Source organism: Variovorax sp. 01T432 (assembly GCF_056398605.1).
The window spans coordinates 81,073-107,111 of record NZ_JBFTPS010000011.1 but is presented as its reverse complement, the minus strand read 5'-3'; the positions used below and the strand labels follow the sequence as shown (position 1 = coordinate 107,111).

At 64.4% G+C, this 26,039-nt stretch carries 24 protein-coding genes and 1 other RNA gene; 13 read left to right on the top strand and 12 right to left on the bottom strand.

Annotation, left to right across the window (positions count from 1 at the left end; all coding sequences use genetic code 11):
• Nucleotides 1–4: 4 nt before the first annotated feature.
• Nucleotides 5–973 carry a TRAP transporter substrate-binding protein gene (locus tag AC1DNF_RS11510; RefSeq protein ID WP_478148712.1) on the bottom strand — a complete coding sequence of 323 codons (969 nt, stop codon included), beginning with the start codon at nucleotides 971–973 and terminating at the stop codon, nucleotides 5–7.
• A gap of 174 nt (nucleotides 974–1,147) precedes the next feature.
• On the bottom strand, nucleotides 1,148–1,453 hold the full coding sequence (locus tag AC1DNF_RS11505; protein ID WP_478148711.1) for a ComEA family DNA-binding protein: 306 nt from the start codon (nucleotides 1,451–1,453) through the stop codon (nucleotides 1,148–1,150).
• 23 nt (nucleotides 1,454–1,476) lie between these two features.
• On the opposite strand from AC1DNF_RS11505, the gene AC1DNF_RS11500 reads away from it, so the two are divergent.
• Nucleotides 1,477–2,268, top strand: coding sequence for a hypothetical protein (locus AC1DNF_RS11500; protein ID WP_478148710.1), 792 nt, complete (start codon nucleotides 1,477–1,479; stop codon nucleotides 2,266–2,268).
• On the opposite strand, the gene lapB is transcribed toward AC1DNF_RS11500, so the two are convergent.
• From lapB to gyrA, 10 genes are all read right to left on the bottom strand, one after another.
• A complete protein-coding gene (gene lapB, locus AC1DNF_RS11495; RefSeq protein ID WP_478148709.1) occupies nucleotides 2,238–3,422 on the bottom strand; it encodes a lipopolysaccharide assembly protein LapB in 1,185 nt (394 codons plus the stop codon). The two genes, AC1DNF_RS11500 and lapB, sit on opposite strands and share 31 nt — an antisense overlap.
• On the bottom strand, nucleotides 3,412–3,729 hold the full coding sequence (locus AC1DNF_RS11490) for a lipopolysaccharide assembly protein LapA domain-containing protein (protein WP_478148708.1): 318 nt from the start codon (nucleotides 3,727–3,729) through the stop codon (nucleotides 3,412–3,414). Before AC1DNF_RS11490 ends, lapB begins: the two co-directional genes overlap by 11 nt.
• Before the next feature lie 35 nt (nucleotides 3,730–3,764).
• Nucleotides 3,765–4,085 carry an integration host factor subunit beta gene (locus AC1DNF_RS11485; protein ID WP_478148707.1) on the bottom strand — a complete coding sequence of 107 codons (321 nt, stop codon included), beginning with the start codon at nucleotides 4,083–4,085 and terminating at the stop codon, nucleotides 3,765–3,767.
• 69 nt (nucleotides 4,086–4,154) lie between these two features.
• Nucleotides 4,155–5,840 carry a 30S ribosomal protein S1 gene (gene rpsA / locus AC1DNF_RS11480; protein WP_478148706.1) on the bottom strand — a complete coding sequence of 562 codons (1,686 nt, stop codon included), beginning with the start codon at nucleotides 5,838–5,840 and terminating at the stop codon, nucleotides 4,155–4,157.
• Nucleotides 5,841–6,008: 168 nt separating this feature from the next.
• The gene (locus tag AC1DNF_RS11475) at nucleotides 6,009–8,015 is read right to left on the bottom strand and encodes a bifunctional 3-phosphoshikimate 1-carboxyvinyltransferase/cytidylate kinase (protein ID WP_478148705.1); all 2,007 of its coding nucleotides are present in this window, start codon (nucleotides 8,013–8,015) and stop codon (nucleotides 6,009–6,011) included.
• 2 nt (nucleotides 8,016–8,017) lie between these two features.
• Nucleotides 8,018–8,896, bottom strand: a complete 879-nt coding sequence (locus tag AC1DNF_RS11470) for a prephenate dehydrogenase (protein WP_478148704.1) — start codon at nucleotides 8,894–8,896, stop codon at nucleotides 8,018–8,020.
• Between the two features lie 9 nt (nucleotides 8,897–8,905).
• The gene (gene pheA / locus AC1DNF_RS11465; RefSeq protein WP_478148703.1) at nucleotides 8,906–10,024 is read right to left on the bottom strand and encodes a prephenate dehydratase; all 1,119 of its coding nucleotides are present in this window, start codon (nucleotides 10,022–10,024) and stop codon (nucleotides 8,906–8,908) included.
• Nucleotides 10,025–10,043: 19 nt separating this feature from the next.
• Nucleotides 10,044–11,147 carry a 3-phosphoserine/phosphohydroxythreonine transaminase gene (serC, locus tag AC1DNF_RS11460; RefSeq protein ID WP_478148768.1) on the bottom strand — a complete coding sequence of 368 codons (1,104 nt, stop codon included), beginning with the start codon at nucleotides 11,145–11,147 and terminating at the stop codon, nucleotides 10,044–10,046.
• 14 nt (nucleotides 11,148–11,161) lie between these two features.
• Nucleotides 11,162–11,758 carry a DUF2059 domain-containing protein gene (locus AC1DNF_RS11455; RefSeq protein ID WP_478148702.1) on the bottom strand — a complete coding sequence of 199 codons (597 nt, stop codon included), beginning with the start codon at nucleotides 11,756–11,758 and terminating at the stop codon, nucleotides 11,162–11,164.
• Nucleotides 11,759–14,404, bottom strand: coding sequence for a DNA gyrase subunit A (gyrA, locus tag AC1DNF_RS11450; RefSeq protein WP_478148701.1), 2,646 nt, complete (start codon nucleotides 14,402–14,404; stop codon nucleotides 11,759–11,761).
• Nucleotides 14,405–14,627: 223 nt separating this feature from the next.
• Here gyrA and ompA point away from each other — a divergent pair, with 223 nt between their 5' ends.
• The 12 genes from ompA to AC1DNF_RS11390 all read left to right on the top strand — a co-directional run bounded on the left by ompA (nucleotide 14,628) and on the right by AC1DNF_RS11390 (nucleotide 25,969).
• Nucleotides 14,628–15,287, top strand: a complete 660-nt coding sequence (ompA, locus tag AC1DNF_RS11445) for an outer membrane protein OmpA (protein WP_478148700.1) — start codon at nucleotides 14,628–14,630, stop codon at nucleotides 15,285–15,287.
• Between the two features lie 115 nt (nucleotides 15,288–15,402).
• Nucleotides 15,403–16,125, top strand: coding sequence for a bifunctional 2-polyprenyl-6-hydroxyphenol methylase/3-demethylubiquinol 3-O-methyltransferase UbiG (gene ubiG, locus AC1DNF_RS11440; RefSeq protein WP_478148699.1), 723 nt, complete (start codon nucleotides 15,403–15,405; stop codon nucleotides 16,123–16,125).
• On the top strand, nucleotides 16,122–16,793 hold the full coding sequence (gene gph, locus AC1DNF_RS11435) for a phosphoglycolate phosphatase (protein WP_478148698.1): 672 nt from the start codon (nucleotides 16,122–16,124) through the stop codon (nucleotides 16,791–16,793). The genes ubiG and gph overlap by 4 nt, the downstream gene beginning before the upstream one ends.
• A gap of 12 nt (nucleotides 16,794–16,805) precedes the next feature.
• Nucleotides 16,806–17,193, top strand: a transfer-messenger RNA (tmRNA) gene (gene ssrA, locus AC1DNF_RS11430).
• A 6-nt stretch (nucleotides 17,194–17,199) separates the two neighbouring features.
• Nucleotides 17,200–18,900 (top strand): methyltransferase regulatory domain-containing protein, encoded by a 1,701-nt coding sequence (locus AC1DNF_RS11425; RefSeq protein WP_478148697.1) that lies wholly within the window; start codon nucleotides 17,200–17,202, stop codon nucleotides 18,898–18,900.
• A 23-nt stretch (nucleotides 18,901–18,923) separates the two neighbouring features.
• Nucleotides 18,924–20,657, top strand: coding sequence for a gamma-glutamyltransferase (gene ggt / locus AC1DNF_RS11420; protein WP_478148696.1), 1,734 nt, complete (start codon nucleotides 18,924–18,926; stop codon nucleotides 20,655–20,657).
• 4 nt (nucleotides 20,658–20,661) lie between these two features.
• Complete coding sequence (locus AC1DNF_RS11415) at nucleotides 20,662–21,420, top strand: 16S rRNA pseudouridine(516) synthase (RefSeq protein ID WP_478148695.1); 759 nt, start codon at nucleotides 20,662–20,664, stop codon at nucleotides 21,418–21,420.
• 50 nt (nucleotides 21,421–21,470) lie between these two features.
• Nucleotides 21,471–22,439 carry a YVTN family beta-propeller repeat protein gene (locus tag AC1DNF_RS11410; protein ID WP_478148767.1) on the top strand — a complete coding sequence of 323 codons (969 nt, stop codon included), beginning with the start codon at nucleotides 21,471–21,473 and terminating at the stop codon, nucleotides 22,437–22,439.
• Nucleotides 22,426–23,250 carry a polysaccharide deacetylase family protein gene (locus AC1DNF_RS11405; protein WP_478148694.1) on the top strand — a complete coding sequence of 275 codons (825 nt, stop codon included), beginning with the start codon at nucleotides 22,426–22,428 and terminating at the stop codon, nucleotides 23,248–23,250. Before AC1DNF_RS11410 ends, AC1DNF_RS11405 begins: the two co-directional genes overlap by 14 nt.
• A gap of 31 nt (nucleotides 23,251–23,281) precedes the next feature.
• Nucleotides 23,282–24,253, top strand: coding sequence for a sterol desaturase family protein (locus tag AC1DNF_RS11400; protein ID WP_478148766.1), 972 nt, complete (start codon nucleotides 23,282–23,284; stop codon nucleotides 24,251–24,253).
• A 46-nt stretch (nucleotides 24,254–24,299) separates the two neighbouring features.
• Nucleotides 24,300–25,172, top strand: a complete 873-nt coding sequence (locus tag AC1DNF_RS11395; RefSeq protein ID WP_478148693.1) for an EI24 domain-containing protein — start codon at nucleotides 24,300–24,302, stop codon at nucleotides 25,170–25,172.
• A complete protein-coding gene (locus tag AC1DNF_RS11390) occupies nucleotides 25,169–25,969 on the top strand; it encodes a competence/damage-inducible protein A (RefSeq protein WP_478148692.1) in 801 nt (266 codons plus the stop codon). Before AC1DNF_RS11395 ends, AC1DNF_RS11390 begins: the two co-directional genes overlap by 4 nt.
• The last annotated feature ends 70 nt before the right edge of the window (nucleotides 25,970–26,039 follow it).

The window sequence follows — 26,039 nt, the reverse complement described above, 5'->3', positions numbered from 1 at the left end:
GTCTTTACATCTTCTTGTAGGCATCCACGACGCTCTGGCCTTCGGGGCCCGCCTTTTCGAGCCACTCCTTGATCATGATGTCACCGACCTTCTTCATGTCGGTCTTGAGTTGCGCGGAAGGCACATGCACGGTCATGCCGTTCTTCTTGAGGAGCTCGAGGTACTCGAGATTCTTCTTCTTCGAGAGATCCCAGCCGCGCTTCTCAGCCTCGGCGCCGGCCTTGAGCACCGCATCCTGAGATGCCTTGTCGAGTGCGTCGAAGGCCTTCTTGTTGACGAGCACGGCATTCTTCGGAAGCCAGGCCTGCGTGTCGTAGAAGTTCTTGATGTATTCGTAGGTCTTGGTGTCATAGCCGGTGGAGCCGGAAGACATGTACGACTCGATCACGCCGGTCGCCATGGCCTGGGATAGCTCAGCCTGTTGCACGGTGACGGGCTGAGCGCCGACCAGTTCGCCGATGCGGGCAGTGGCGGGGCTGTAGGCGCGCCATTTCACACCCTTGAGATCGGCCGCCGATGCGATCTCCTTCTTGACGAAGATGCCCTGGGGTGGCCATGCCACCGCATAGAGAAGCATGATGCCCTGCTCGCCAAGCTTCTTCTCGAGCACCGGCTTCTGTGCCTGATAGAGCTTCCAGGCCGCGTCATAGCTGTCCGCCAGGAAGGGGATGCCATCGGCGCCGAACATCTGCCACTCGTTCTGGTAGTTGACGAGCAGGATCTCGCCCATCTGCGCCTGCCCGCCCTGCACGGCGCGCTTGATCTCGGGCGCCTTGAAGAGGGCCGCGTTCGCATGCACCGTGATCTTTAGCTTTCCCCCGCTTTCCTTGTCGACGTCGCTGGCGAATTGGGTGATGTTCTCCGTGTGGAAGTTGGCCGCCGGGTAGGCGGTGGGCAGGTCCCACTTGGTCTGCGCAAAGGCCGTTGCACCGAGCATGAGGCCGGCGAGTGCGATGCCGAACTTGTGATTCATGAGTTCTCCAAAACGACGGATGTGAAAAGGCGACGAGAGCTTACGTGCAAATATCGGGCCATTGCTCGGGCCTTTCCCTGTCATTGCCCGCCCGGGCCGAGGGGTGGATGGGCAAAAAAAGAGCCGCCCGAAGGCGGCTCCTTGATCAGCGCGAGCGGCTCGCGCTCATGGGGCTCAGGGCTTGGCGGTGGCCTTGGGCGCGGCAGGCGCCGCGCCGTCGAAGCTCTTGCCGTTCACAGTCAGGCCTTCGGCCGACAACTTGGTGGCGGCCTTCTCCTTGAGACCCTTGACCCGGCTCATCATGTCCGTCCAGTCCTTGAACTCACTCTGCTTGCGCGCATCGATGATGCGCTTGGACATCGCGGGTCCGACGCCCTTGAGCGCGTCCAGTTCCGCGTCGCTTGCCTTGTTGGCATCGACGGATGCCCACGCAGCGACAGCGAACAGCATGGCCGCAGCGGCCACGATCTTCTTCAACATATGAAACTCCCTGAAATTGTCGTTTGAAGAACGCCGAAGGCGTTCCACCGCACGCCAAAATACGCGCGGCGTCGACGTCAACGCAAGTGAGCGCGCGGCGGTTGACGCATTGTTGGTTGATATCCAGGGAGCTTTCTTCAAATGTCTGGCGTGCCATGCAGCATGTGCTGATCGTCTACGTGCACCTCGTCGCCACGTGCATCGCGATCGGCGTCATTTTCATGACCGACTTGCGCCTGTTGGCCAAGGTCGTCGGCTACCGGGTGGTGATCCTGCGGCCCCCGCGTTTCGAGACTCGCATGGTCATGGTCGCCATCATCACGCTGCTCCTGAGCGGATGTCTGCTGGTGGCGCAAGGCCTGACGATCGATCCACGGTACCTGGAAAACCCGAAGCTGCAGGCCAAGCTGATACTGGTCGGCCTGTTGTGCGCCAATGCCTTCGTCCTGCACGCCATCACTTTCCCGCGCCTGGCGCGCGGCGAAACGGTGGCGCGATGGTCAGGGATCGATCTGCTGTGCGTCGTCGCGCCGGTGGGTCTGTCCAACAGCTTGTGGATGTACTGCGCCTTCCTGGGGGTGGCGCGGGTCTGGAATTTCAGCGTCAGTGTGGGCGAGGTGCTCTCGCTGGCGGGAGCACTGTTCGTCAGTGTCGCGGCGACCATGCTGCTGTGCCTGCGCTTCGCCGCGCGCGATGAACCCCGGCCCCAGCCCGACTGGATCGATGGAATGAAGCGAATCCTGAACAACTTCGCGCTGTCGGCCGGTCTGGGGGCCGCTGGTGGTCAAAGTTCCTCGACGCGCCGAGGCGGGTAGCTGTCCCAGGCCTGGCAGCCCGGGCAATGCCAGAAGTACTGGTGGGCTTCGAAGCCGCATGCTGCGCACCGGTAGCGCATCAGCGGCCGCGTCGCCTGGTCGAGCGCACGCTGGACCTGAGGATGAAATTGCTCGTGTTCGAAGCGCTCCCCTGCAAGCCAGCGCGAGGCCGCCACGAGCGACGGGTGATGGGCCAGATGGTCGATATAGCTGTCGCGCGGTTCGGGCATTGCGGTGCTGTCGGACGGAGCGTCATCGGGCAGCGTGGGCGTTCCGCCCAGCGCGATGATCGCTTCGAGCACATCGATCGACGGGGACTTTGCGTAGCGCCGCTGCAGTAGTACGAGGGCTTCGCCGGAGCGCTGCGAAGCAACGGCGGCCTGTTGCAGCGCCGAGGCGTACAGCGGCAGCGCGAGCGGCGCGGTCTCGCTGAGCGCGGCGAGCGTGTCATAGGCGCCCGCGGAGTCGCCAACGCGCAGTTGCAGGGTCGCAGTATCGATGGCAGGGCGGGGGGCCTGTGGGGCCAACGCGACCGCTTCTTCGAGCAGAAGGGCCGCGCCGTTGAGATCACCGGCGGCAACGTGTTCGGCCGCCTGCTCGCAAAGATGATGCGCCCGGCGTGTGCTGTAGCTCGCCTGCTCGGATTCGTCGAGCTTCTGCGCCACCGCGGCGGCTTGTGTCCATTCGCGCGAACGCTCGTAGATGGCGAGCAGGGAGAGCCTTGCCTCATTCTCGTAGCGCGTGCCTTCGAGCTTCTGCAACGCGGCCTCGGCGCGGTCGAGCAGGCCGGCGCGCAGAAAGTCCTGCGCCAGGGCGTGCTGCGCGCGGTCGCGGTCGGTCCCGCTCAGGTCACCGCGGCCCAGCAGGTGCTCGTGCACCCGCACGGCGCGCTGGTATTCGCCACGACGGCGGAACAGGTTGCCAAGCGCGAAATGCAGCTCCTGCGTGTCGGGGTCATTCTGCACGGCCTCGATGAAGGCATCGATGGCCTGGTCCTGCTGTTCGTTGAGCAGGAAGTTGAGACCGCGAAAGTAGGCCTTCGGCGCCTGCCGGTTCTCGATGCGCAGTTGCCGCAGGTCGAAACGCGAAGCCAGCCAGCCGAGGACGAAGGCGATGGGCAGGCCGAGCAGCAGCCAGCTGAGGTCAAAGTCCATGTTGTCGTACGGCGGGGAGGTCCGCGGTGGGGGGCGGTGGGGAATTCATCGGCGTCGATGGCGCTTCGAAGGGCGCGGTGAGGGGCCGCTGGGCCGCGGCGCTGCGATGCTTCCACCAGCCCGGAAGCATGCCCAGCGCGCCGACCACCAGGCCCCCCGCGAACGCGGCGAGCACCACCAGCACCAGTGGAGCACGCCATGAGGTGCCGAAGAAGAAGTAGACGGTTGCGTCGTGCTGGTTGTTCAGCGCGAAAGCAAAGAGGGTAAAAAAAATGGCTGCCTTGAGCAGCCACAGGAGGTATTTCATGCGCGTCCCCGTTGGCGGGGGAATTCTATGCCCGGCTAGTTGCCCGGCTTGTGCTTCTCGGCGTCGAGCTGAGCGGTGCGTGCGTCGACCGCCTCGCGCAAGGCCTTGCCCGGCTTGAAGTGCGGCACGCGTTTCTCGGGAATCTGGACGCTCTCGCCCGAGCGCGGATTGCGCCCGACGCGTGGGGGACGCCGGTTCACCGTGAAGCTGCCGAAGCCGCGGATTTCGATCCGGTGTCCACGCACCAGCGCATCGCCCATCGCGTCAAGAATGGTCTTGACAGCGTATTCGGCATCGCGATGCGTGAGCTGCGCAAAGCGGGCTGCGAGTTCTTCGACGAGGTCTGAGCGTGTCATGGCACAAGAAACATGGACGAAAAAAAAGGACAGGGCGGCGCACTGCTCACCCTGTCCATCGGACTCGACTTACTTGTCGCTGTTGTCCAGCTTGGCGCGCAGCAGGGCGCCCAGGCTCGTCGTGCCCGCGTTCTCGCGTGCAGACTGCTGGCTCAGGCTGGCCATGGCACCTTGCTCGTCGACCATGTCCTTCTGCTTGATCGACAACTGGATGTTGCGGGTCTTGCGATCCACATTGACCACCACGGCCGTGACTTCGTCGCCTTCCTTGAGCACGTTGCGTGCATCTTCCACGCGATCGCGGGAGATTTCGCTGGCGCGCAGGTAGCCGATGATGTCTTCACCAAGGTCGATCTCGGCGCCACGGGCGTCCACGGTCTTGACCTTGCCGGTCACGATCTGGCCCTTGTCATTCACCGTGGTGAAGGTGGTGAACGGGTCGCTGTCGAGCTGCTTGATGCCGAGGCTGATGCGCTCGCGATCGACGTCCACAGCCAGCACGAGCGCTTCGACTTCCTGGCCCTTCTTGTAGTTGCGAACGGCGGTTTCGCCGGCTTCGTTCCAAGAGAGGTCCGAGAGGTGAACCAGGCCGTCGATGCCGGCAGCCAGACCCACGAACACGCCGAAGTCGGTGATCGACTTGATCGGGCCCTTGACGCGGTCGCCGCGCTTGGTGTTCTGCGCAAATTCCTGCCAGGGGTTGGCCTTGCACTGCTTCATGCCCAGGCTGATGCGGCGCTTGTCTTCGTCGATTTCGAGGACCATGACTTCGACTTCGTCGCCGAGCGAGACGATCTTGTTCGGCGCGATGTTCTTGTTGGTCCAGTCCATCTCGGACACGTGCACCAGGCCTTCGATACCGGGTTCGAGTTCGACGAATGCACCGTAGTCGGCGATGTTCGTGACCTTGCCGAACAGGCGGGTCGACTGCGGGTAGCGGCGCGAAACGCCCATCCAAGGGTCGTCGCCCATTTGCTTGAGACCCAGCGAGACGCGGTTCTTTTCCGTGTCGAACTTGAGGATCTTGGCGGTGATTTCCTGGCCGGCCTGCACCACTTCGCTCGGATGGCGAACACGGCGCCATGCCATGTCGGTGATGTGCAGCAGGCCGTCGATGCCGCCGAGGTCGACGAACGCACCGTATTCGGTGATGTTCTTGACGACACCGCGCACCACTGCACCCTCCTTGAGGGTTTCCATCAGCTTGGCGCGTTCTTCGCCCATGCTGGCTTCGACCACGGCGCGGCGCGAGAGCACCACGTTGTTGCGCTTGCGGTCGAGCTTGATGACCTTGAATTCGAGCGTCTTGTTTTCGTACGGCGTCAGGTCCTTGATGGGACGCGTGTCGATCAGCGAACCCGGCAGGAAGGCGCGGATGCCGTTGACGAGCACCGTGAGGCCGCCCTTGACCTTGCCGCTGGTGGTGCCGGTGACGAAGTCGCCGGACTCGAGCGCCTTCTCGAGCGCGAGCCACGAGGCCAGACGCTTGGCGGTGTCGCGCGAGAGGATGGTGTCGCCGTAGCCGTTTTCAACGCTGCCGATGGCAACGGAAACGAAATCGCCGGCCTGGACTTCGAGTTCGCCCTTGTCGTTCTTGAACTCCTCGATCGGCACGTAGGCTTCGGACTTGAGGCCTGCGTTGACCACGACGTGGTTGTGTTCGACGCGCACGACTTCGGCGGTGATGACCTCACCGGTGCGCATCTCTGAACGCTTCAGGGATTCTTCGAATAGGTCGGCAAAAGATTCTGACATTGTGTTTTCCTTCCGTCACTCAGGGTTCCGCAGGCGCCGATGCGATATTGCGTGCGACTGGCTTGGTCTGGAGACGGCGGTTGTCTGGGCTCGAGGCCCGGTTGGATTGAACAACCAGCAGGCCGGTGCGCTGTCGCGCGGCGGGGACCTGCTGGACCGGAATACCCTTCAAGAATGCTCGAAAGGCTGTACTTGCTGCCACCAGCCAAGCACCTGTTCGACCGATTGCTCAATCGAAAGAAGGGAGTTGTCCAGGAGGCGGGCATCAGGCGCCGGTTTGAGTGGCGCGACGCTGCGGGATGAATCCCTGGCATCACGCGCTTCCAAATCGGCGCGAAGACTGTCAAGTGTAATCGAAATACCCTTTGAAATCAATTGCTTATGCCGGCGTTCGGCGCGTTGCGCGGCGCTGGCGGTCAGGTAGATCTTGAGGGGCGCGTCGGGAAAGATCACGGTGCCCATGTCGCGGCCATCCGCGACCAAACCCGGCAGGCGCCGGAAGCCCTTTTGCAGGGCGAGGAGGGCGTCGCGCACGGCCGGCAGGGCGGAGACGCGGGATGCATCCATGCCGGCGGCTTCGGTCCGGATGGCGTCGCTGACATCCTCGCCGGCGAGCAGAACCTTCCCTTCGCTGAAGCTGAGCGGCAGTGTACGGGCGAGCGTCGCGATTCTTTCCTCGTGTTCGGGATCGGCGCTGAGCCCGTCGCGGCGCATCGCCAGGCCGGTCACGCGGTAGAGCGAGCCGGAGTCGAGATAGTGATACCCGAGCCGCAGTGCCACCTGGACGGCGAGCGTGCCCTTGCCGGAGGCGGTCGGGCCGTCCACACAGATCACCGGCACGTCGGCGGCTTCGGCAACCGAGAAGAGCGCTTCGAAATAGTCCGGAAAGGTCTTGGCGACGCAATGCGGTTCGAGTATGCGCACCGGTATCCCGCGAGGGTTGAAGGCCGCCAGCGAGAAGCACATCGCCACCCGATGATCGTCGTAGGTGCGGATGCTTGCCGCGCGCCATTCGCCCGCCGCAAGCGGATGGACGCGAATGAAGTCGGGGCCGTCCTCGACGGTGGCGCCCAGCTTGCGCAGCTCGTTGGCCATGGCGTCGATGCGGTCGGTCTCCTTCACGCGCCAGCTCGCGATGTTGCGCAGGGTGCAGGGTCCGTCCGCGTAGAGCGCCATCACCGCGAGCGTCATCGCGGCGTCCGGAATGTGATTGGCGTCGATATCGATCGCCTTCAGAGGCCAGTTGCCGCGCGAGATGTCGAGCCAGTTCGGGCCGCTTTCGATCTGCGCGCCCATCTGCCGGGCGGCGTCGACGAAGCGGATGTCTCCCTGGATCGAGTCGCCGCCGACGCCTTCGATGCGGATGCCGGACCGGCCGGCGGCCGGCGCCGCGATGGCGCCGAGCGCGATGAAATAGCTTGCGGACGAGGCATCGGCCTCGACGTGGATGGCTCCCGGCGACTGGTACTGGCTGCCAGCCGGGATGATGAACTTCTGCCAGCCGTCGCGTTGAACCGCGATGCCGAAGCGGGCCAGCAGATTCAGGGTGATTTCGATGTACGGTTTGGAGATCAGTTCGCCGACGACCTCGATCACGATGTCACGATGCGCGGCCAGCGGCAGCGCCAGCAGCAAGGCCGTCAGGAACTGGCTGGAGACGTCGCCGCGCACGCGGATCGGCGCATCGAGTTGGAGAGCGTGTAGCGCGACGGGATGGATGCGCAGCGGCGGATAGCCGGGGTTGCCGGTGTAGTCGATGCGGCAGCCGAGTTGGCTCAGCGCGTCGACCAGATCGCCAATGGGCCGTTCGTGCATGCGCGGAACGCCGCGCAGCTCGAATTCCCCGCCAAGCAGCGCAAGCGCTGCGGTCAGCGGGCGCATCGCCGTTCCGGCGTTGCCCAGGAACAGCGAGGCGCCCGGCGTGCGCAGCTTGCCACCCAGTCCTTCGATCCGGAGTTCATTGCCGATGCGGTCGATGCGGCAGCCGAGCGCGGCAAGGGCATCGAGCATTACGCGCGTGTCGTCCGAGTCGAGCAGGTCGTGCACCGTGGTTGCACCCGCGGCGAGCGCGGCCAGCAGCAGCACACGATTGGAAATGCTCTTGGAGCCCGGCAGGCGGACTGTGCCGCCCGCGGCGGACAGCGGCGGAATGTCGAGGAAGGGTGTCGAGAACATCGTCAGTCCGGCGAGGCTGCCGCGCCGGGCTGCCAATGGGCGCGTACGCGGCTCGCCGCGGCGATCGCGTCCTCCAGGGCCTGGGCGTTGCCCGAGGCAATCAGGGATTCGAACTGCACCAGCACGTCGCGGAAAGCCTGGGACTGCAGCAGCACCTGCTCGCGGTTCGCCAGCAGAACGTCACGCCAGACGGCCGGCTCGCTGGCCGCGATGCGCGTGAAGTCGCGAAATCCGGGGCCGGCGAGCTCCAGAAAACGATCGCCTTGCGGATGGGCGCTGAGGGCATTGATGAAGGCAAAAGCCAGCAGGTGCGGGAGGTGGCTCACGCCGGCGAAGGCGCTGTCGTGCGCTTCGGGCGTCATCGTCACCACCTTGGCGCCGATGCCGGACCACACCTGCGTGGCGCGTTGCACATTCGAGCGCAGCGTGGCCTTGATGGGCGTGAGCACGACCTGACGCCCCTTGTATAGGTCGACGTCGGCATGCTCGACGCCGGCCACCTCCTTGCCCGCGATCGGATGCGCGGGCACGAAGGCGCCGAGCTGGTCCTGCAGCCCGCGCCGCGCGGCCTCAATCACGTCGCCCTTGGTCGAACCGACGTCCATCACCAGCATGTGCTCGGTGATGCCGTGCCGGATGGCCTTGAAGGTCAGCTCGGATGCGCCCACGGGTACTGCGATCAGCACGAGATCGGCGCCCGACACCGCGAGCAGCGCCGATGGCGCCGCGACGTCGATCACCCCGAGTTGCCGGGCGCGCTCCGTGGTCGAGGGTGACTTGCTGTAGCCCACGACGCGCTTCACCAGCTTGGCGCGCTTGAGCGCGAGCGCGAAGGATCCGCCCATCAACCCGCAGCCAATCAGACCGAGCTGTTCAAACATGTGCTTGCCTCAGGCCGTGACAGGGTAGGCGCCGATGACCTTGTAGAAAGCGCAAAGCTTTCGCAATTCCGTGAGCGCGGCGGCGACGTTGGGCTGCGACGGATGGCCGTCGAGGTCGATGTAGAAGTAGTACTCCCACTGGCCGGTGCGCGCCGGCCGCGACTCGAAACGTGTCATCGAGACGTTGTTGGTCTTGAGCGGCATCAGCAGGTCGTGCACGGCGCCCGGACGATTGGGCACCGAGACCACCAGGCTGGTGCAGTCCTTGCCCGAAGCGGGCGGCATGGCCAGCGTCTGGGGCAGGCAGATGATGGCAAAGCGCGTGCGGTTGTACGAGTCGTCCTGGATGGCGTGGGCGACGATGTGCAGTCCGAAGCGGGTCGCGGCGCGTTCGCTCGCGAGAGCGGCCCAGGCCGGGTTGCCGGCGGCCAGTCGCGCGCCTTCGGCGTTGCTGGAGACGGCCCGGCGTTCGGCGTGCGGCAGGTGCTTCGCGAGCCAGGTCTGGCACTGCGCGAGCGCCTGGGGGTGGGCCAGCACGGCTTCGATTCCGTCGAGCGTATTGCTGCTTCGCAGCAGATGGTGGCGCACGAGCAGGCTGACTTCACCGACCACGTGGGTAGGCGAGTGCAGGAAGAGGTCGAGCGAGCGTGTGACCACGCCTTCGGTGGAGTTCTCGACGCCGACCACGCCATATTGAGCGCTGCCGGCTGCCGTCGCGTGGAAGACTTCATCGAAGCTGGCGCAATAGATCAGATCTGCCGCGCCACCGAAGTATTCGATCGCGGCCTGCTCCGTGAACGTACCCTCGGGCCCGAGCACGGCAACCCGCTGCGGCGATTCGAGGGCGAGGCAGGCCGACATGATCTCGCGCCAGATGGCGGCCACGTGCAGCGCCTTCAGCGGGCCGCCGTTGCTCTTCTGCATCTTGTCGATGACCTGGGCCACGCGATCGGGGCGGAAGTAGGGCGTGCCCTCGCGCTTCTTGACTTCGCCGACCAGTTCCGCGACATGCGCGCGCCTGTTCAGGAGGTCGAGAAGCTGCTGGTCGAGCGAGTCGATCTGCACGCGCAGATCGCCGAGGCTGGAAGAGGAGTCGGAGGCGGGAGTGGGTGGTGCGGGTGCGGTCATCGTTCAGGTACGCATGCGTCTAGGCGTGCGACCGCTCGAATTCTCGCATGTAGCTCACCAGGGCCTGCACGCCGGCGAGCGGCATGGCGTTGTAGATGCTTGCCCGCATTCCCCCGACGGACTTGTGGCCCTTGAGTTGCAACAGGCCCGCTTCGCGCGCGCCGGCCAGAAAGGCCTCGTTGCGACTCTCGTCGCGGAGAAAGAAGGGCACGTTCATGCGCGAGCGGCAGGTGGATTCGACCTTGTTGTCGTAGAAGGAAGAGCTGTCGATGAAGTCGTAAAGCAGGCGCGCCTTCGCGATGTTGCGCTGCTCCATGGCCTCGACGCCGGTGAGTCCGCCTTCCGTCTGCTGCCGCAGCCATTGGAAGGTCAGTCCCGCGACGTAGATCCCCCACGTCGGCGGCGTGTTGTACATCGACTTGTTGTCGGCGACGATCTTGTAGTTGAAGGCACTCGGGCAGATGTCTAGAGCATGGCCCAGCAGGTCGTCCCGGACGACCACGATCGTCAGGCCGGCGGGCCCGAGATTCTTCTGGGCGCCGCCGAAAGCCAGGCCCACGCGGGTCCAATCCACCGGGCGCGATGCCACATGGGACGAAAAATCGATCACCAGCGGTGCCTTGCTGCCGAGGGCGGCGAGGTCAGGCAACTCCTGGAACTCGACGCCGTTGATCGTTTCATTCGTGCAGACGTGCACGTACGACGCGTCCGCGCTGAGTTCCCAGGTGGCCGGATCGGGCAATTGGGTGTGCTGGCCAGCGGCATTGGTCGCGACGATGTTCGCCGCACAGTAGCGCAGCGCTTCCTTTTGCGACTTGGCGCTCCAGCTGCCGGTGATGACGAAATCCGCGCTGGTGCCGCGCGAAAGATTCATCGGGACGATCGCGTTCTCGCCGAGCCCGCCGCCTTGCATGAAAAGGATGTGGAAGTGCGCGGGCACCGCGAGCAGGGCCCGGATGTCAGCCTCCGCCTGCGTGCAGATGAGGCCGAACTCCTTGCCGCGATGGCTCATCTCCATCACGCTCATGCCGCTGCCTTGCCAGTTCAGCATTTCGGCGGCGGCGCGCTGCAGCACGCTCTCCGGCATGGCAGCCGGGCCGGCGGAGAAGTTGTACGGGCGGATACCCGCGGGCCGGGTCACTTCTTGGCGGGCGCCTTGGGCGCCGCCTTCGGTGTTGCTGCGCCTGCGGCCGGTGCTGCGTCGGTGTTCATGGGCGCGCCCAGTGCCTTTGCCACGCTGGTGTCCAGCGCGCGCATCTTCGGTTCGATGGTCGCACGCGTCTCGGCGACCAGCTTTTCGGTGAGCGCGGTCTGAAGCTTGGGATTGAGTTCCTGGTACTTCTTGCTCAATGGTGAGCTGATCCACGCCAGCAATTGGCGAAGCTCGTCCTCGCTGAAGTTCTGCTCCAGGATCGGCGTCAGCGCGCCAGGCGCCAGCTGCACGGCCTTGTCGCGCACGATCGGATAGGCATCGTCGAAGTACTTCTTGAGTTCGGTGTCGGCCGCCTTCGCTGCTGCTTCGCGCTTTTCTGCGGGAACCTGCGTTTGCAGGTATTGCGACCCCGCCTGCGCGATGGGTGCACTGGATTGTTCGACCAACCCCCGCGCCAGCGACTCGATGCCGGGTTTCTGCAGGTCCAGGAACTGCTTGATCATCGCGGCCTTGTCCTGCGCCATGGCCAGCGAGCTGCAGGCGAGCGCGGCCGTGAGGAGCGCGAGTTTGATTTTGTTCACTTAGGAGTTCTCCGTTGAAGATGGTGAGGAAGTGTCGTCGGCGTCTGGCTCGGGCTCGACATTCGCATCGTTTTCGACGATGCGCTGCAGACCGCTGAGCTTGGCACCCTCGTCGAGCCCGATGAGCGTGACGCCCTGTGTGGCGCGTCCGAGCTCTCGAATTTCGGAGACACGGGTGCGTACGAGGACACCCTTGTCGGTGATGAGCATGATCTCGTCGTCGGCATGCACGAGAGTCGCAGCCACGACCTTGCCGTTACGCTCACTTTGTTGAATCGCGATCATGCCTTTGGTTCCCCGGCCATGGCGCGTGTATTCGGTAATGCTTGTACGTTTTCCGTAACCATTCTCGGTGGCCGTGAGCACACTCTGTTGCTCATCTTCGGCGACCAGCATGGCGATCACGCCCTGGCCATCCTCGAGCGTCATGCCCCGCACGCCGCGCGCGTTGCGACCCATCGGGCGCACGTCGTTCTCGTCGAAGCGCACGGCCTTCCCGCCATCGGAGAAGAGCATCACGTCGTGCGCGCCGTCGGTCAGCGCGGCGCCGATCAGGTAGTCACCCGGGTCGAGGTCCACCGCGATGATGCCGGCCTTGCGCGGGTTGTTGAACTCATCGAGCGCCGTCTTCTTGACGGTACCCATCGAGGTCGCCATGAAGACGTACTGGTTGGCAGGGAAGGTGCGTTTCTCGCCGGTCAGGGCGAGGACCACATTGATCTTTTCGCCTTCCTGGAGAGGGAACATGTTGACGATCGGGCGGCCGCGTGAACCGCGCGAGCCGGCTGGCACCTCCCAGACCTTGAGCCAATAGAGCCGCCCGCGGTTGGAGAAGCACAGGATGTAGTCGTGCGTGTTGGCGATGAAGAGCTGGTCGATCCAGTCGTCTTCCTTGGTCGCCGTGGCCTGCTTTCCTCGTCCGCCGCGTTTCTGGGCCCGGTATTCGCCAAGGGGCTGACTCTTGATATAGCCGCTGTGGGACAGTGTGACCACCATGTCCGTCGGCGTGATCAGGTCTTCCGTGGAAAGGTCGAAGGCGCTGTGCTCGACCAGGCTGCGGCGTGCACCTAGCTTGCTTTGGCCGAATTCCTGCTTGATCGCGCCCAGTTCGTCGCCGATGATCACCGATACGCGCTCGGGCTTGGCGAGGATGTCCAGCAGATCATCGATCTCGGCCATCACTTCCTTGTATTCGGCGACGATCTTGTCCTGCTCCAGGCCGGTCAGGCGCTGCAGCCGCATCTGCAGGATTTCCTGTGCCTGGGTTTCGGACAGGCGGTAGAGGCCGTCGGACCCCATTCCGTACGTGAGTTCGAGTCCGTCCGGCCGGTAGTCGTCGGCATTGATGACGCCGCCGTCGGCGCGCGTGCGGGTCAGCATCTCGCGCACGAGCTTGCTGTCCCATGAGCGGTTCATCAGCTCCGTCTTGGCTACCGGCGGTGTGGGTGCATTGCGGATGATTGCGATGAACTCGTCGATGTTCGCGAGCGCAACGGCCAGGCCTTCGAGCACGTGTCCGCGTTCGCGCGCCTTGCGCAGCGTGAAGACGGTGCGGCGCGTCACGACTTCGCGGCGATGCTGCAGGAAGACCTCGATCAGGTCCTTCAGGTTGCACAGCTTGGGCTGGCCGTCCACCAGGGCCACCATGTTGATGCCGAAGGTGTCCTGAAGCTGCGTCTGCTTGTACAGGTTGTTCAGCACGACTTCGGGCACTTCGCCGCGCTTGAGCTCGATGACCAGCCGCATGCCCGACTTGTCGGACTCGTCCTGGATGTGGCTGATGCCTTCGATCTTCTTCTCGTGCACCAGCTCGGCCATGCGCTCCTGCAGCGTCTTCTTGTTGACCTGGTAGGGAAGCTCGTCGACGATGATCGCCTGCCGCTGTCCGCGGTCGATGTCCTCGAAGTGGCACTTGGCCCGCATCACGACCTTGCCGCGACCCGTGCGGTAGCCATCCTTGACGCCGTTGATGCCGTAGATGATGCCGGCGGTGGGGAAGTCCGGGGCCGGCACGATCTCCATCAGTTCGTCGATGCTGGCCTGTGGGTTGCGAAGCAGATGCACGCAGGCGTCCACCACTTCATTGAGATTGTGCGGCGGAATATTCGTCGCCATGCCGACTGCAATACCGCCGGAGCCATTGACGAGCAAATTCGGCAGTTTGCTCGGGAGCACCATCGGCTCTTTTTCGGAGCCGTCGTAATTGTCTTGGAAATCGACCGTTTCCTTGTCGATATCGGCCAGCATTTCGTGGGCAATTTTCGCGAGCCGGATTTCCGTATACCGCATTGCGGCGGCATTGTCTCCATCGACGGAGCCGAAGTTGCCCTGGCCGTCGACCAGCATGTGTCGCATCGAGAAGTCCTGCGCCAGCCGCACGATTGTGTCGTAGACCGACTGGTCGCCGTGCGGGTGGTACTTGCCGATCACGTCGCCGACGATGCGGGCAGACTTCTTGTAGGCCCGGTTCCAATCGTTGTTGAGCTCGTGCATGGCGAACAGGACCCGCCGATGAACCGGTTTCAGGCCGTCGCGGGCGTCCGGAAGGGCGCGACCCACGATCACGCTCATGGCGTAATCGAGATAGCTGCGACGCATTTCCTCTTCGAGGCTGATGGGGAGTGTTTCTTTGGCGAACGAGGTCATGGGCGGCAGGCTGACGGCAAGGAGCGAAATTTTACGCCGTGGATGGTGTCGCACCGCCGCAACACAAGGGCCGTATTCCGCCTCCGTCCTACGCTTCGAGGGGCGCTCGCGGGCTGTTTGCCAAAGACCCTATGGCACAATCGCCTCAACGTTTTGGGTGGTGGTCACTTAAAGCGTCCTTGATTCGCAGCGCGGCTGCGGCTTTTTCCCCAAGAGGAGAACCATGAAGAAACTGAATAAAGTGGCGATGATGTTTGCAGTCGCTGCGCTCGCCACTGCCGCCGGCGCGCAGACCCGTGTCACCGCCGCAGATGGCGGCCCCGTCATCGACAACTGGCAAAATGGCACTGGCGAATTGGTCTGGAAAAACGGCACCAATGAACTGTGCTGGCGCGATGCCAACTGGACGCCCGCAACGGCTGCCGCTGGTTGCGACGGTGCGCTCGTTCCTGCTCCGCCCGCCGCTGCTGCGCCTGCTGCTGCTCCTGCTCCGGCCCCTGCTCCCGCAGCGCCTGCAGTTGCTGCCTCGAAGGTCACCTTCGCCGCTGATGCATTCTTCGACTTCGACAAGTCGGTCCTCAAGCCGGAAGGCCGCGCCAAGCTGGACGACCTGGTTTCGAAGATCAAAGACGTGAACCTCGAAGTCATCATCGCTGTCGGTCATACCGACTCGATCGGTACCGTGGCTTACAACCAGAAGCTGTCGGTTCGCCGCGCTGAAGCCGTGAAGGCCTACCTGGTTTCCAAGGGTATCGAACGCAATCGCGTCTATACCGAAGGCAAGGGCGAATCGCAGCCTGTGGCCGACAACAAGACCAAGGAAGGTCGCGCGAAGAATCGTCGCGTGGAAATCGAAGTGGTCGGTACCCGCGCCAACCGTTGATTCGCAAGAGTCTTCGAACAAACCCCGCTCCGGCGGGGTTTTTTTATGGGCAATCGCGGCGCATTCCTTTCTCCGGGACTGACGCTCGCAATTCACGTCGTTTCATAATCGGCACATGACCGATACCGTGAATGCTGATCCTGCAGAACTTGCCAAATTCTCTGAACTCGCCCATCGCTGGTGGGATCTCGAAAGTGAATTCCGGCCGCTGCACGAAATCAACCCGCTGCGCCTGGAGTGGCTCGACAGCATTGCGCCGGTCGCGGGACGCAAGGTGCTGGACGTTGGCTGTGGCGGCGGAATCCTTGCCGATGCCATGGCGCGAAAAGGGGCCGAGGTTCTGGGCATCGATTTGGCCGACAAGGCGCTCAAAGTCGCTCAACTCCACGCTCTTGAAGCCGGGACACGCGGCGTGAAGTACCGCGAGGTCAGCGTCGAGGCGCTGGCCGCGGAGCAACCCGAGAGCTTTGACATCGTGACCTGCATGGAGATGCTGGAGCACGTGCCTCAGCCCGCCTCCGTCGTGAAGGCCTGCGCCGATCTTGTCAAGCCCGGCGGGTGGGTGTTCTTCTCCACCATTCATCGCAATCTGAAGTCCTTCGCGCTGGCGATCGTGGGCGCCGAGTATGTGCTGGGCATGTTGCCGCGCGGTACGCATGAATATCGCAAACTGATTCGGCCTAGCGAACTGGCTGCGTACTGTCGAGCCGCCAACCTCGACCTGCGGCAAACGCGGGGGCTCGAATTCAACCCGGTGACGCGACGCTACTGGCTCAGCAACGACACTGGCGTCAACTACATGTTTGCAACCCGCAAGCCCGTGGCGTCCTCGACATGACGACCGCGTTCGTCACGCAGGCTGTCCTCTTCGATCTGGACGGGACCTTGATCGACAGCGCGCCCGATCTGGGCGCCGCCGCCGATCAGATGCGCACGGATCGCGGGATGGCGCCGTTGCCGCTCGCGCGGTATCGCCCGATGGCCGGAGCTGGTGCACGCGGCATGCTCGGCGTGGCGTTTGGAATTGCGCCGGACGCGCCGGAGTTCGCGGCCCTGCGCGAGGAGTTCTTCGCAAACTATGAAGCCAGGATGCTGCGCCATACTCAGGTCTTCGATGGCGTGGTGAAACTCGTCGAGGCGCTGTGCGCACGTGGCTTGCAGTGGGGGGTCGTCACGAACAAGTCAGCCCGGTTCACGGAGCCATTGACTCGCGCCATTCCTCTCTTCGAGACCGCAAGGGCGATTGTCAGTGGCGACACCATGCCCCATGCCAAGCCGCACCCCGAGCCGCTCTTCGAGGCGGCGCGCCGGCTCGGCATCGAGGCTGCCCGCTGCATGTACGTCGGCGACGACGAGCGCGACATCGTGGCGGGGCGCGCGGCAGGCATGCGAACGGTGGCCGCGACCTATGGCTACATGGGCGCGGAGGCCGATGTGACGCTCTGGAGGGCCGATGCCGCCATTGCAGCACCGATGGACCTCTTGCATTTGCTCAAACAGGCCTAAAATCACTGTCTTGGGGCTGCACTGGTTTCGACGTGGGTTCGGAATCGTAGCGGTGCATGTCGAGCTGAATGCGCTCGTAAAACAGATTCAAACAAACTAACTGCAAACGACGAACGTTTCGCACTCGCCGCTTAATTGCCGGTGAGCTTTGCAACAGCAGGCCGATGGGCTGGGCAAGGGGGCGCTAGAGCAATCTGACGCCTCCCGGCTGCAAAGATAATCTACATCGGCTGGCTCCGATCCGGGTACCTTGGATCGGGACGAGAAAATAGGGTGCTGGCGGCCGGTGGAGCGTGCGACTGCGCGACACCGGTGGCGAGACTTAAATCAGATCGCTAAACATGTAGATCTGTGCGAAGAAGGCTTGCGGACGGGGGTTCAAATCCCCCCAGCTCCACCATATCGAATGAGGGTCAACCTTTTGGGGTTGGCCCTTTTTTTGTCGTCCTGTGCGCGAGGATATAGTCCGACTCGACTTCGCGGCTGCTCATTGCCACGCTTGCGCAGAGGACCTATGGATTCAATGACGACCACGCTCACGAGTTACTACGACACTGTGCCGTACGACTCGCATCCTTTTCCGCAGGCGAGCGCGGAGCATCTGGAGGCGCTGGCCTTCCTGTTTGGCCTCGATTCCCCCGTTCCCGAGCGCGCCCGCGTGCTGGAGCTGGGCTGTGCTTCCGGCGGCAACCTGATTCCCTTTGCCGCGCGCCATCCCGACGCATTGGCGATGGGGGTGGATCTGTCGCAGGTTCAACTGCGCCAGGGCGCGACGGCCATCGCGCAGGCGCGCTTGCTGAATATCGAGCTGCGCGTCCTCGATCTTGCGACCATCGATGCGTCTTTCGGCCAGTTCGACTACATCATCTGCCATGGCGTCTACAGCTGCGTAACGCCGGAGGTGCAGGACGCGATCCTGCGCGTGTGTTCGGAGAATCTCGCGCCCGATGGTGTGGCCTACGTCAGCTACAACGTCTACCCCGGCTGGAAGGCGCGCGAGATCGTGCGCGACGCCATGATCCTGCGCGGCGCACCGCGCGACGAGCCGGACGAAAAGCTTTCCTATGCGCGCGGCATGCTCGAATTCCTCGAGCAATCTTCGCGGCCCGGCAGCGTGCTCAAGAAGACGCTTGAGGAGAACATGCCGATCGTGCGCGCCGCAAGCAGTTCCTACCTGCTGCACGAATTCCTCGAGCCCAGCAACCTGCCCTGCTATTTCAAGGACTTTGTCGAGCGCGCCAGCGCACACGGCCTTTGCTATCTGGCGGATGCCGACCCGGCGACCATGTTCGTGCAGAACTACGGTGAAAAGGTTCGCGAACCCTTGATGCGCGAATGCGGCGGCAGCCAGCTCCTGATGGAGCAGTACCTGGATTTCCTGGTCAACCGAACCTTCCGCCAGACGCTGCTGGTCAAGCAGGCCCGCGCCACCGACATCCGCTATCGCCTCGATTTCGAGCGAATCCGAGCGCTCGAATTCGCCGGCGTGTTCACGGCCGAGAACGGCGGCGTGTTGACGCTCGATGCGGGCGACCAGCCTTGCAACGCCATGCGCAATCTCAAACTCACGCTGCGGCTCCCCGTTCACAAGGCGGTGGCGCAGGTGCTCGACGAACGTTATCCGGCCACGGCTTCGGTCGATACCTTGATTGCCGGCGTCTCGGCGCGCACCGGGGAGCCTCGCGCCGCCGTGGAGCCCCTGGTCATGGCAATGCTCGAAGAGCTGCTGATTCTCGGTGCTGTGCGCATCCGGCTGACGGCGCCCGAGGTGGCGGCGCAGGTGTCGGAGTTCCCGCGCGCACTCGACGCATTGCGCGGCCTGCGCAGTCTGGCATTGAGTGCCGGCCCCTCGGCCAGCGTCTGCAACCAGTGGCACGAGCCGGTCGGACTTTCGCTGCTCGAACGCTGCCTGCTGCCGCTCCTGGACGGCAGACATTCGCACGTCGACCTGGCGCGGCATCTGGCGGCGGAGGCGCGTGCCGAGCGCCTGCGCTTTATCAAGGACGAGAAGCCCCTCACCGACGAAGACGCGTTACGCGAATTCACCGAGGCGCAGGTGGCGCTCGCGCTACGGGATCTGCGGCGCAAGGCCTTGCTCGCAGGCTGAATCCATCCCGGGGAAGTTCCGATATGCACCTTCACTGGATTTCGACCTTGCGCGGCGCGATCGCGGCTGCGCTGGCGCTGGCGGGCGTCGCCCAACTGCACGCAGCTTCGCAAGCGCCAGTCGCGGCCGAGAATGGCATGGTCGTGACGGCGCAGCACTTGGCTACCAGGGTGGGGGTCGACGTACTCAAGCGTGGCGGCAATGCCATCGATTCGGCCGTTGCCGTCGGTTATGCGCTGGCCGTCGTCTATCCTGCGGCCGGCAACCTGGGCGGTGGCGGATTCATGACCATGCAGCTGGAGGATGGCCGCAAGACCTTTCTCGACTTCCGCGAAAAGGCACCGCTGGCGGCAACCGCCGACATGTTCCTCGACAAGGAGGGCAAGGTCATCGAGGGCTTGAGTACCCATGGGCAACTCGCGGCCGGTGTGCCGGGTACCGTTTCCGGCCTCGAATTTGCGCGCATGAAGTACGGCACCATGAAGCGCTCCTCCCTGATTGCGCCTTCCATCGCGCTGGCCGAACGCGGATTCGTCCTGGAACAGGGCGATATCGACATGCTGCTCAGCTCGACCGCCGATTTCAGGAAGGATGCGGCTTCGGGCGCGATCTTCCTGAACAAGGGTGAGCCCTTTGCGGTGGGTCAGAAGCTGGTCCAGAAGGACCTGGCAAGGACCCTCAAGTCCATCAGTGCCAAAGGCATGGAGGGTTTCTACAAAGGCCGCGTCGGCGCCGCCATCGTGGTTTCGAGCCAAGCCGGCAGGGGCATCATCACGCAGGCCGACCTGGACCAGTACTCGACGCGCGAACTGGCGCCCGTCGAATGCGACTACCGCGGCTACCACGTGGTCTCGGCACCGCCGCCGAGTTCGGGCGGCGTGGTGATCTGCGAGATCCTGAACATCCTCGAGGGCTACCCGCTCAAGGACCTCGGCTATCGCTCGGCCCAGGCGGTGCACTACCAGATCGAAGCGATGCGGCACGCCTATGTCGACCGCAACAGCTACCTGGGGGATCCCGATTTCGTGAAGAACCCGCTCGACCGGATGCTCGACAAGGGCTATGCCGAGAAGATCCGGGCGGTGATCGACCCGAAGAAGGCAGGGGTATCGAAGGAAATCAAGCCTGGAGTGGCGCCGCATGAAGGCAACAACACCACGCATTATTCGATCGTCGACCGCTGGGGCAACGCGGTCTCCGTGACATACACCCTCAACGACTGGTTCGGCGCCAAGGTCATGGCGAGTGGCACCGGCGTGCTGCTCAACAACGAGATGGACGATTTCACCTCCAAGGTCGGCGAGCCGAATCTCTACGGCCTGGTGCAGGGCCAGGCCAACGCCATCGCGCCGGGCAAGCGTCCGCTCAGTTCGATGAGCCCGACCATCTTGACCAAGGACGGCAAGCCCGTCTTCGTGGTCGGAACGCCGGGCGGCAGCCGCATCCCCACGACGGTCCTGCATACCATTCTGAACGTGGTCGACTACGGCATGGATGTGCAAGAGGCAGCCGATGCTCCGCGCTTCCACCAGCAATGGCTGCCGGACGTGACCGAGGTCGAGCCTTTCGCGCTCAGCCCCGACACGCGCAATCTGCTCGCCGGCATGGGCCACAACATCCGTGAGCAACGGCCGGCCAATCACATCGAGGCGATCATCGTCGGCGCGCCGACGCTGGGCGGCAAGCCGGTGGGCAAGGATCGCTTCTATGGCGCCAACGATCCGCGCCGCAACACCGGGCTGGCGCTCGGATACTGAACTGATGCAACTCCAGGAAATCCTCTATACCCAGGGCTTTGGCGTGCGGCGCGTGTGCACCGGGTTGGTCCAGCAGGGTCTCGTGACAGTGGGCGGGGCCGTCGTCGCGGACCCTTTCGTCGATCTCGACACCGAAGGCCTGCGTTTCACGGTGCAGGGCACCGAGTGGGAATACCACGAGAAGGCCTATCTGATGCTGCACAAGCCGGCGGGCACCGAGTGCTCGCAGAAGCCCTCGACCTACCCCAGCATCTACACCTTGCTGCCTTCGCCGCTGCGCCTGCGCCCGAACAAGGGCGCGGTGCAGGGTGTGCAGGCGATCGGCAGGCTCGATCAGGACACCACCGGCCTGCTCCTGCTGACCGATGACGGCCAGTTCATTCACCGCATGGGTTCCCCGAAGCACCACGTGCCCAAGGTCTATGAAGTGTCGACCAAGCACCCGGTCGACGATACCCAGGTGGCGCGCCTCCTGGCCGGCGTGGTGCTGGACGACGACCCCAAGCCCGTGCGCGCCGCCGCCTGCGAGGTGGCGGGCCCGCTGCACCTGCGGCTCACGCTCACGGAGGGGAAGTATCACCAGGTCAAGCGCATGCTCGCCGCCGTCGGCAATCGTGTCGAGGAGCTGCATCGTTCCCGGATTGGCGTGCTCTCGCTGCCCGACGATCTTGCGCCGGGCCAGTGGCGCTGGCTGCGCGAAGAACAGGTCGAAGCGCTGAGAACAGCGCGCGCAGGTCAGCCGGCAGCTAAGGTCGATCGTTAGAATCCAAGGTCCTCTTCCGGAACTCCCCCTTGCGATTCATTTCCTCCCCGATGGGCCGCGCCGCGGCCCTTTTGCTTGCCTGCGTCGGCCTCTGCGCGCAGGCCGCCGAGCCCCCTCCGCCGATCTTCGTGCTCAATTCGCTGGACGCCACTGTCAGCGTGATCGACCGCGCCAACTGGACCGAGAGACAGCGAATCCCGACGGGCAAGGAGCCGCACCACCTCTACCTGACGCCCGACGAGCACTCGCTGATCGTTGCGAATTCGGCCGGCGATTCCCTGACCTTCCTCGATCCGCGCACGGCCGAGGTCCAGCGCGTGGTCTACGGCATCATCGATCCATACCAGTTGCGCTTTTCCCCCGACATGAAGTGGTTCGTCACGGCCGGCAACCGGCTGAATCACGTCGACATCTATCGCTGGGACGGCAAGGAGCCGAAGCTCGTCAAGCGCATTCCATCGGGCAAGACGCCGAGCCACATCTGGATCGACGGCAAGAGCACGACGGCCTACGTCTCGATGCAGGACAGCGATGAACTGATCGCGGTCGACCTCGCCACGCAGACGATCCGCTGGCGCACGCCCACCGGGCCGATGCCGGCCGACATCTTCGGCGTCCACGACAGCAAGACGCTGCTGGTCGGGCTCACCGGCGGTGATGGCGTCCAGGTGTTCGACGTCGCGGGCGCGGAGCCCAAGCTGGTCGGCAAGCTCGCCACCGGGAAGGGCGCGCATGCCTTCCGCTCGGCGGGCGACGGGCGCAGCGTCTTCATCAGCAACCGGGTGGCCAACACGATCAGCCGCATCGACCTGCAGACCCTCCAGATCACCGACACCTATCCGGTGCCGGGCGGTCCCGATTGCATGGACGTCTCGGCCGACGGCAAGACGCTCTACGTGACCTCGCGCTGGGCCAAGAAGCTCAGCGTCGTCGATCTGGCCAGCCACAAGGTTGTGCAGCAGGTCAATGTGGGCCGTTCGCCGCACGGCGTCTGGACGCTCGATCATGCAAAGCCCTGAAGTCCGCGGGGGGCGCGCGAGCGCCGCGTTCGCCCGCGCCGTGGCCGGCGCGCTGACCTGCGCAGTCTCCCTGGGTGCCGTCGCGCAGGGAAGCTGCGAGAAGCCGGTCTATCTCACCTTCGACACCGGCCACATGGGGATCGCACCCCTCGTGGCCGAGGTCCTCAAGCGGCAGGACGTGCGCGTGACCTTCTTCGCCGCGGCCGAGCCCACGCAGACCGACGGCGACAGCCTCGACAACCACTGGGCGTCCTGGTGGAAGGCGAGGGCGGCCGAAGGCAACGAGTTCGCGTCCCACACCTACGACCATGCCTACTGGCGCGGTGACGTCAAGGGCATCGCGCCGCGCTTCCGCATCCGGCCCTCGGCCGGCGCCTTCGCGAACCGAGAGTTCACCTGGGATGCCGCGGAGTACTGCGCCAACATCGCCAAGGCCTCCGACCGCCTTCAGCAGATCACGGGCAAGAAACCGCTGCCCCTGTTCCGGGCGCCGGGCGGCAAGACTTCACCCCGACTCCTGGCGGCCGCAAAGGCTTGCGGCTACGAGTACGTCGGCTGGGCGCCTGCGGGCTTCCTGGGTGACGAACTGCCGAGCGAGAAGTTCAGCAACGAGCTGCTCCTCCGGCAGGCGCTCGACAAGATCAAGCCCGGGGACATCCTCCTCGCCCACCTGGGTATCTGGTCGCGCAAGGACCCGTGGGCGCCGGCCGATCTGGAGCCGCTGATCGTCGGCCTCAAGGCCAAGGGCTTCTGCTTCCAGACGCTGCGCCAGCATCCGGCGTACCGCGAATGGATTGCCGCCCACCCCTGAACCTTTGCGCGGCGCATCGAATCGCATGGTGATGGACTGGCTGACCGATCAATTCGCGCACCTGCAGCAGTGGCTCTTCGAAGCCGCCGTGCAGCCGCTGGTATACGCCATCGGCCTGGGCGGCTGGGTGGAGGATGCTTTCAACGCCACCGGCTGGCTGCTGGTGGGCCTGATCCAGATCGTGATCCTGGTGGCCCTGGTCGGCCCCTTGCAGCGCTGGCGCCCCGCCGAGCCGGTGGTCGACCGGCCCGCCATCCGCACCGACATCCTCTATACGCTCATCCACCGGCTCGGCGTGTTCCGGCTGGCGATGTTCTTCGCCCTGGACCCGGTCTTCGACCAGGTGCTCGGCACGGTGCGCGCCGCCGGCTTCGGCACGCTTCATCTGGACGAACTCTGGCCCGGCGTCACCGACGTGCCATGGATCGCCTTCGCGATCTATCTCGTCGTGCTCGACCTGGTCGAGTACTTCATCCATCGGGGCCAGCATGGCTTCAACTGGTGGTGGGCACTCCATTCGCTGCACCATTCTCAGCGCCAGATGACGATGTGGAGCGACAACCGCAACCATCTGCTCGACGACATCATTCACGACGCGATCATCGTGGTCGTCGCCCAATTGATCGGCGTGGCGCCGGGCCAGTTCATTGCGCTCGTGGCCTTCACGCAACTCAGCCAGAGCCTGCAGCATGCGAACCTCCGGCTGACCTTCGGCCGGCTCGGCGAGAGGCTCTGGATCAGCCCTCGCTTCCACCGCCTGCACCACAGCATCGGCATCGGGCACGAGTCGCAAGGGCCGCGCACGCTCGGGGGGCACAACTTCGGCGTGCTGCTGCCGTGGTGGGACATGCTGTTTCGCACCGTGAGTTTCGAGGATCGCTACGACCCCACCGGCATTCGCGATCAGGTGGAGCGCGATGCGCGAGGCCGCACCCGGAACTACGGCAGCGGCTTCTGGGCGCAGCAGTGGCTGGGACTCAAGCGGCTGGTCGGCCGGGGCTGAGGGCTTCGCGGGTTCGTTCACGCGCTGGCGTTATCCTCGGCACCCAATGCGTCTTCTTCTCGATTCCTTCTGGCGATCCGTAGCCTATTGCATGCACCCCCGGGTGATCGTGCTTTCGTTCCTGCCACTCGGCGTCATGGTCGTCCTGGCGGCGCTTTTCGGCTACTTCTACTGGGATGCTTCCGTCTCGTGGACCCGCGCGGCCCTGGATGCCTGGCCCCTGCTGTCCAGCGTCTGGGGCTGGATCGGCCGCTTCTTCTCAGGCAATGTCACGGCCATGCTGGCACCTCTGGTCGTGGTGCTGGCGGCCACACCGCTGATCGTGGTGGCTTCACTGCTCATCGTTGCCGGGCTCATGGCCTCGCCTCTCACGCGCCTGGTGGCGGAGCGTCGCTTCCCGACGCTGGAGCGGAAGAAGGGCTCGTCCTTCTTCGCAAGCATGGCTCGCTCGCTGGGGCTCACTGCGCTGGCGGTGCTCGCCCTGATCGTCTCGATGCCGCTCTGGCTCATTCCGCCGCTCGTGCTGATCCTGCCGCCGCTCATCTGGGGCTGGCTGACCTATCGCGTGATGAGTTTCGATGCACTGGCCGAACACGCGAGCGCGGAGGAACGCTCGGCACTCTTGCGGGTGCACCGGCTGCCGCTGCTCGCCATCGGCGTTCTATGCGGGTACCTGGGGGCCGCGCCAAGCATCGTATGGGCGTCGGGGCTGCTGTTCGCCGCGGCATTCTTCGTTCTTGTTCCGCTCGCGATCTGGATCTACACACTGGTGTTCGCGTTCTCGGCGCTCTGGTTCGCGCACTATTGCCTCGACGCGCTGACCCAGCTGCGGGCGCAGCGCGCGGCACTTGCCATTTCACCTTCCGCGGCCGGTACGGCAGACGCCACCGCGATCGCAACTCAATGGGGCGCACCATGACCCGTTCATTCGGCTTGCTCGTCATCGGCGACGAGATCCTCTCCGGCAAACGCGCCGACAAGCACATGCCCAAGGTCATCGAGCTGCTGGCCGCACGCGGCCTGCAACTGGCCTGGGCCGAGTATGTGGGCGACGTGCCTTCGCGCATCACGGCGGCGCTCGCGCGCGCCTTCGCGTCGGGCGACGTCGTCTTCTCGACCGGCGGCATCGGCGCCACGCCGGACGACCACACGCGCCAATGCGCGGCCGCGGCGCTGGGCGTGCCGCTGGGGCTGCATCCGGAGGCCGAGGTCCTGATCCGCGAGCGCATGCAGGACACCGCGCGGGAGCAGGGCATCGTCTACGAGCCCGACCGTCCCGACAACGCGCACCGTCTCAACATGGGCGTCTTCCCGCTCGGCGCCAAGATCATCCGCAACCCCTACAACAAGATCCCCGGCTTCAGCGTGGGCGATGTGCACTTCGTGCCCGGCTTTCCGGTCATGGCCTGGCCGATGATCGAGTCGGTGCTCGACGAGCGCTATGCCGGCCTCTTTGCCCACGGGCGCGTCGCGGAGAAATCAGTGATCGTCTATGGCGCAATGGAGGCCGCCCTCACCCCGCTGATGGAGGCCATCGAGCATGCCCATCCCGCCATCAAGGTGTTCAGCCTGCCGAGCGTGGATCATCCTGAGCACGGGCGCCATATCGAACTCGGCGTCAAGGGCGACGCCGAACTCATCAACGCCGCCTATGCTGCGTTGCTGGAGGGCCTGCACGCCTTTAAGGCGCGGCTTGGCCCCGAATTGGTGCGATAAACTGATCTGCACCAAATTGGTTACAACTTGCCTGTTCTTGGTGTTCCCGGAGGCCGCTGAAGGCACATCC

Bases quoted from the DNA above. Each gene is read 5' to 3' on its own strand.
- AC1DNF_RS11510 (WP_478148712.1), bottom strand. From the start codon at position 973: ATGAATCACAAGTTCGGCATCGCACTCGCCGGCCTCATGCTCGGTGCA.
- AC1DNF_RS11505 (WP_478148711.1), bottom strand. From the start codon at position 1,453: ATGTTGAAGAAGATCGTGGCCGCTGCGGCCATGCTGTTCGCTGTCGCT.
- lapB (WP_478148709.1), bottom strand. From the start codon at position 3,422: ATGGACTTTGACCTCAGCTGGCTGCTGCTCGGCCTGCCCATCGCCTTC.
- AC1DNF_RS11490 (WP_478148708.1), bottom strand. From the start codon at position 3,729: ATGAAATACCTCCTGTGGCTGCTCAAGGCAGCCATTTTTTTTACCCTC.
- AC1DNF_RS11485 (WP_478148707.1), bottom strand. From the start codon at position 4,085: ATGACACGCTCAGACCTCGTCGAAGAACTCGCAGCCCGCTTTGCGCAG.
- rpsA (WP_478148706.1), bottom strand. From the start codon at position 5,840: ATGTCAGAATCTTTTGCCGACCTATTCGAAGAATCCCTGAAGCGTTCA.
- AC1DNF_RS11475 (WP_478148705.1), bottom strand. From the start codon at position 8,015: ATGTTCTCGACACCCTTCCTCGACATTCCGCCGCTGTCCGCCGCGGGC.
- AC1DNF_RS11470 (WP_478148704.1), bottom strand. From the start codon at position 8,896: ATGTTTGAACAGCTCGGTCTGATTGGCTGCGGGTTGATGGGCGGATCC.
- pheA (WP_478148703.1), bottom strand. From the start codon at position 10,024: ATGACCGCACCCGCACCACCCACTCCCGCCTCCGACTCCTCTTCCAGC.
- gyrA (WP_478148701.1), bottom strand. From the start codon at position 14,404: ATGACCTCGTTCGCCAAAGAAACACTCCCCATCAGCCTCGAAGAGGAA.
- ompA (WP_478148700.1), top strand. From the start codon at position 14,628: ATGAAGAAACTGAATAAAGTGGCGATGATGTTTGCAGTCGCTGCGCTC.
- ubiG (WP_478148699.1), top strand. From the start codon at position 15,403: ATGACCGATACCGTGAATGCTGATCCTGCAGAACTTGCCAAATTCTCT.
- gph (WP_478148698.1), top strand. From the start codon at position 16,122: ATGACGACCGCGTTCGTCACGCAGGCTGTCCTCTTCGATCTGGACGGG.
- AC1DNF_RS11425 (WP_478148697.1), top strand. From the start codon at position 17,200: ATGAGGGTCAACCTTTTGGGGTTGGCCCTTTTTTTGTCGTCCTGTGCG.
- ggt (WP_478148696.1), top strand. From the start codon at position 18,924: ATGCACCTTCACTGGATTTCGACCTTGCGCGGCGCGATCGCGGCTGCG.
- AC1DNF_RS11415 (WP_478148695.1), top strand. From the start codon at position 20,662: ATGCAACTCCAGGAAATCCTCTATACCCAGGGCTTTGGCGTGCGGCGC.
- AC1DNF_RS11410 (WP_478148767.1), top strand. From the start codon at position 21,471: ATGGGCCGCGCCGCGGCCCTTTTGCTTGCCTGCGTCGGCCTCTGCGCG.
- AC1DNF_RS11405 (WP_478148694.1), top strand. From the start codon at position 22,426: ATGCAAAGCCCTGAAGTCCGCGGGGGGCGCGCGAGCGCCGCGTTCGCC.
- AC1DNF_RS11400 (WP_478148766.1), top strand. From the start codon at position 23,282: ATGGACTGGCTGACCGATCAATTCGCGCACCTGCAGCAGTGGCTCTTC.
- AC1DNF_RS11395 (WP_478148693.1), top strand. From the start codon at position 24,300: ATGCGTCTTCTTCTCGATTCCTTCTGGCGATCCGTAGCCTATTGCATG.
- AC1DNF_RS11390 (WP_478148692.1), top strand. From the start codon at position 25,169: ATGACCCGTTCATTCGGCTTGCTCGTCATCGGCGACGAGATCCTCTCC.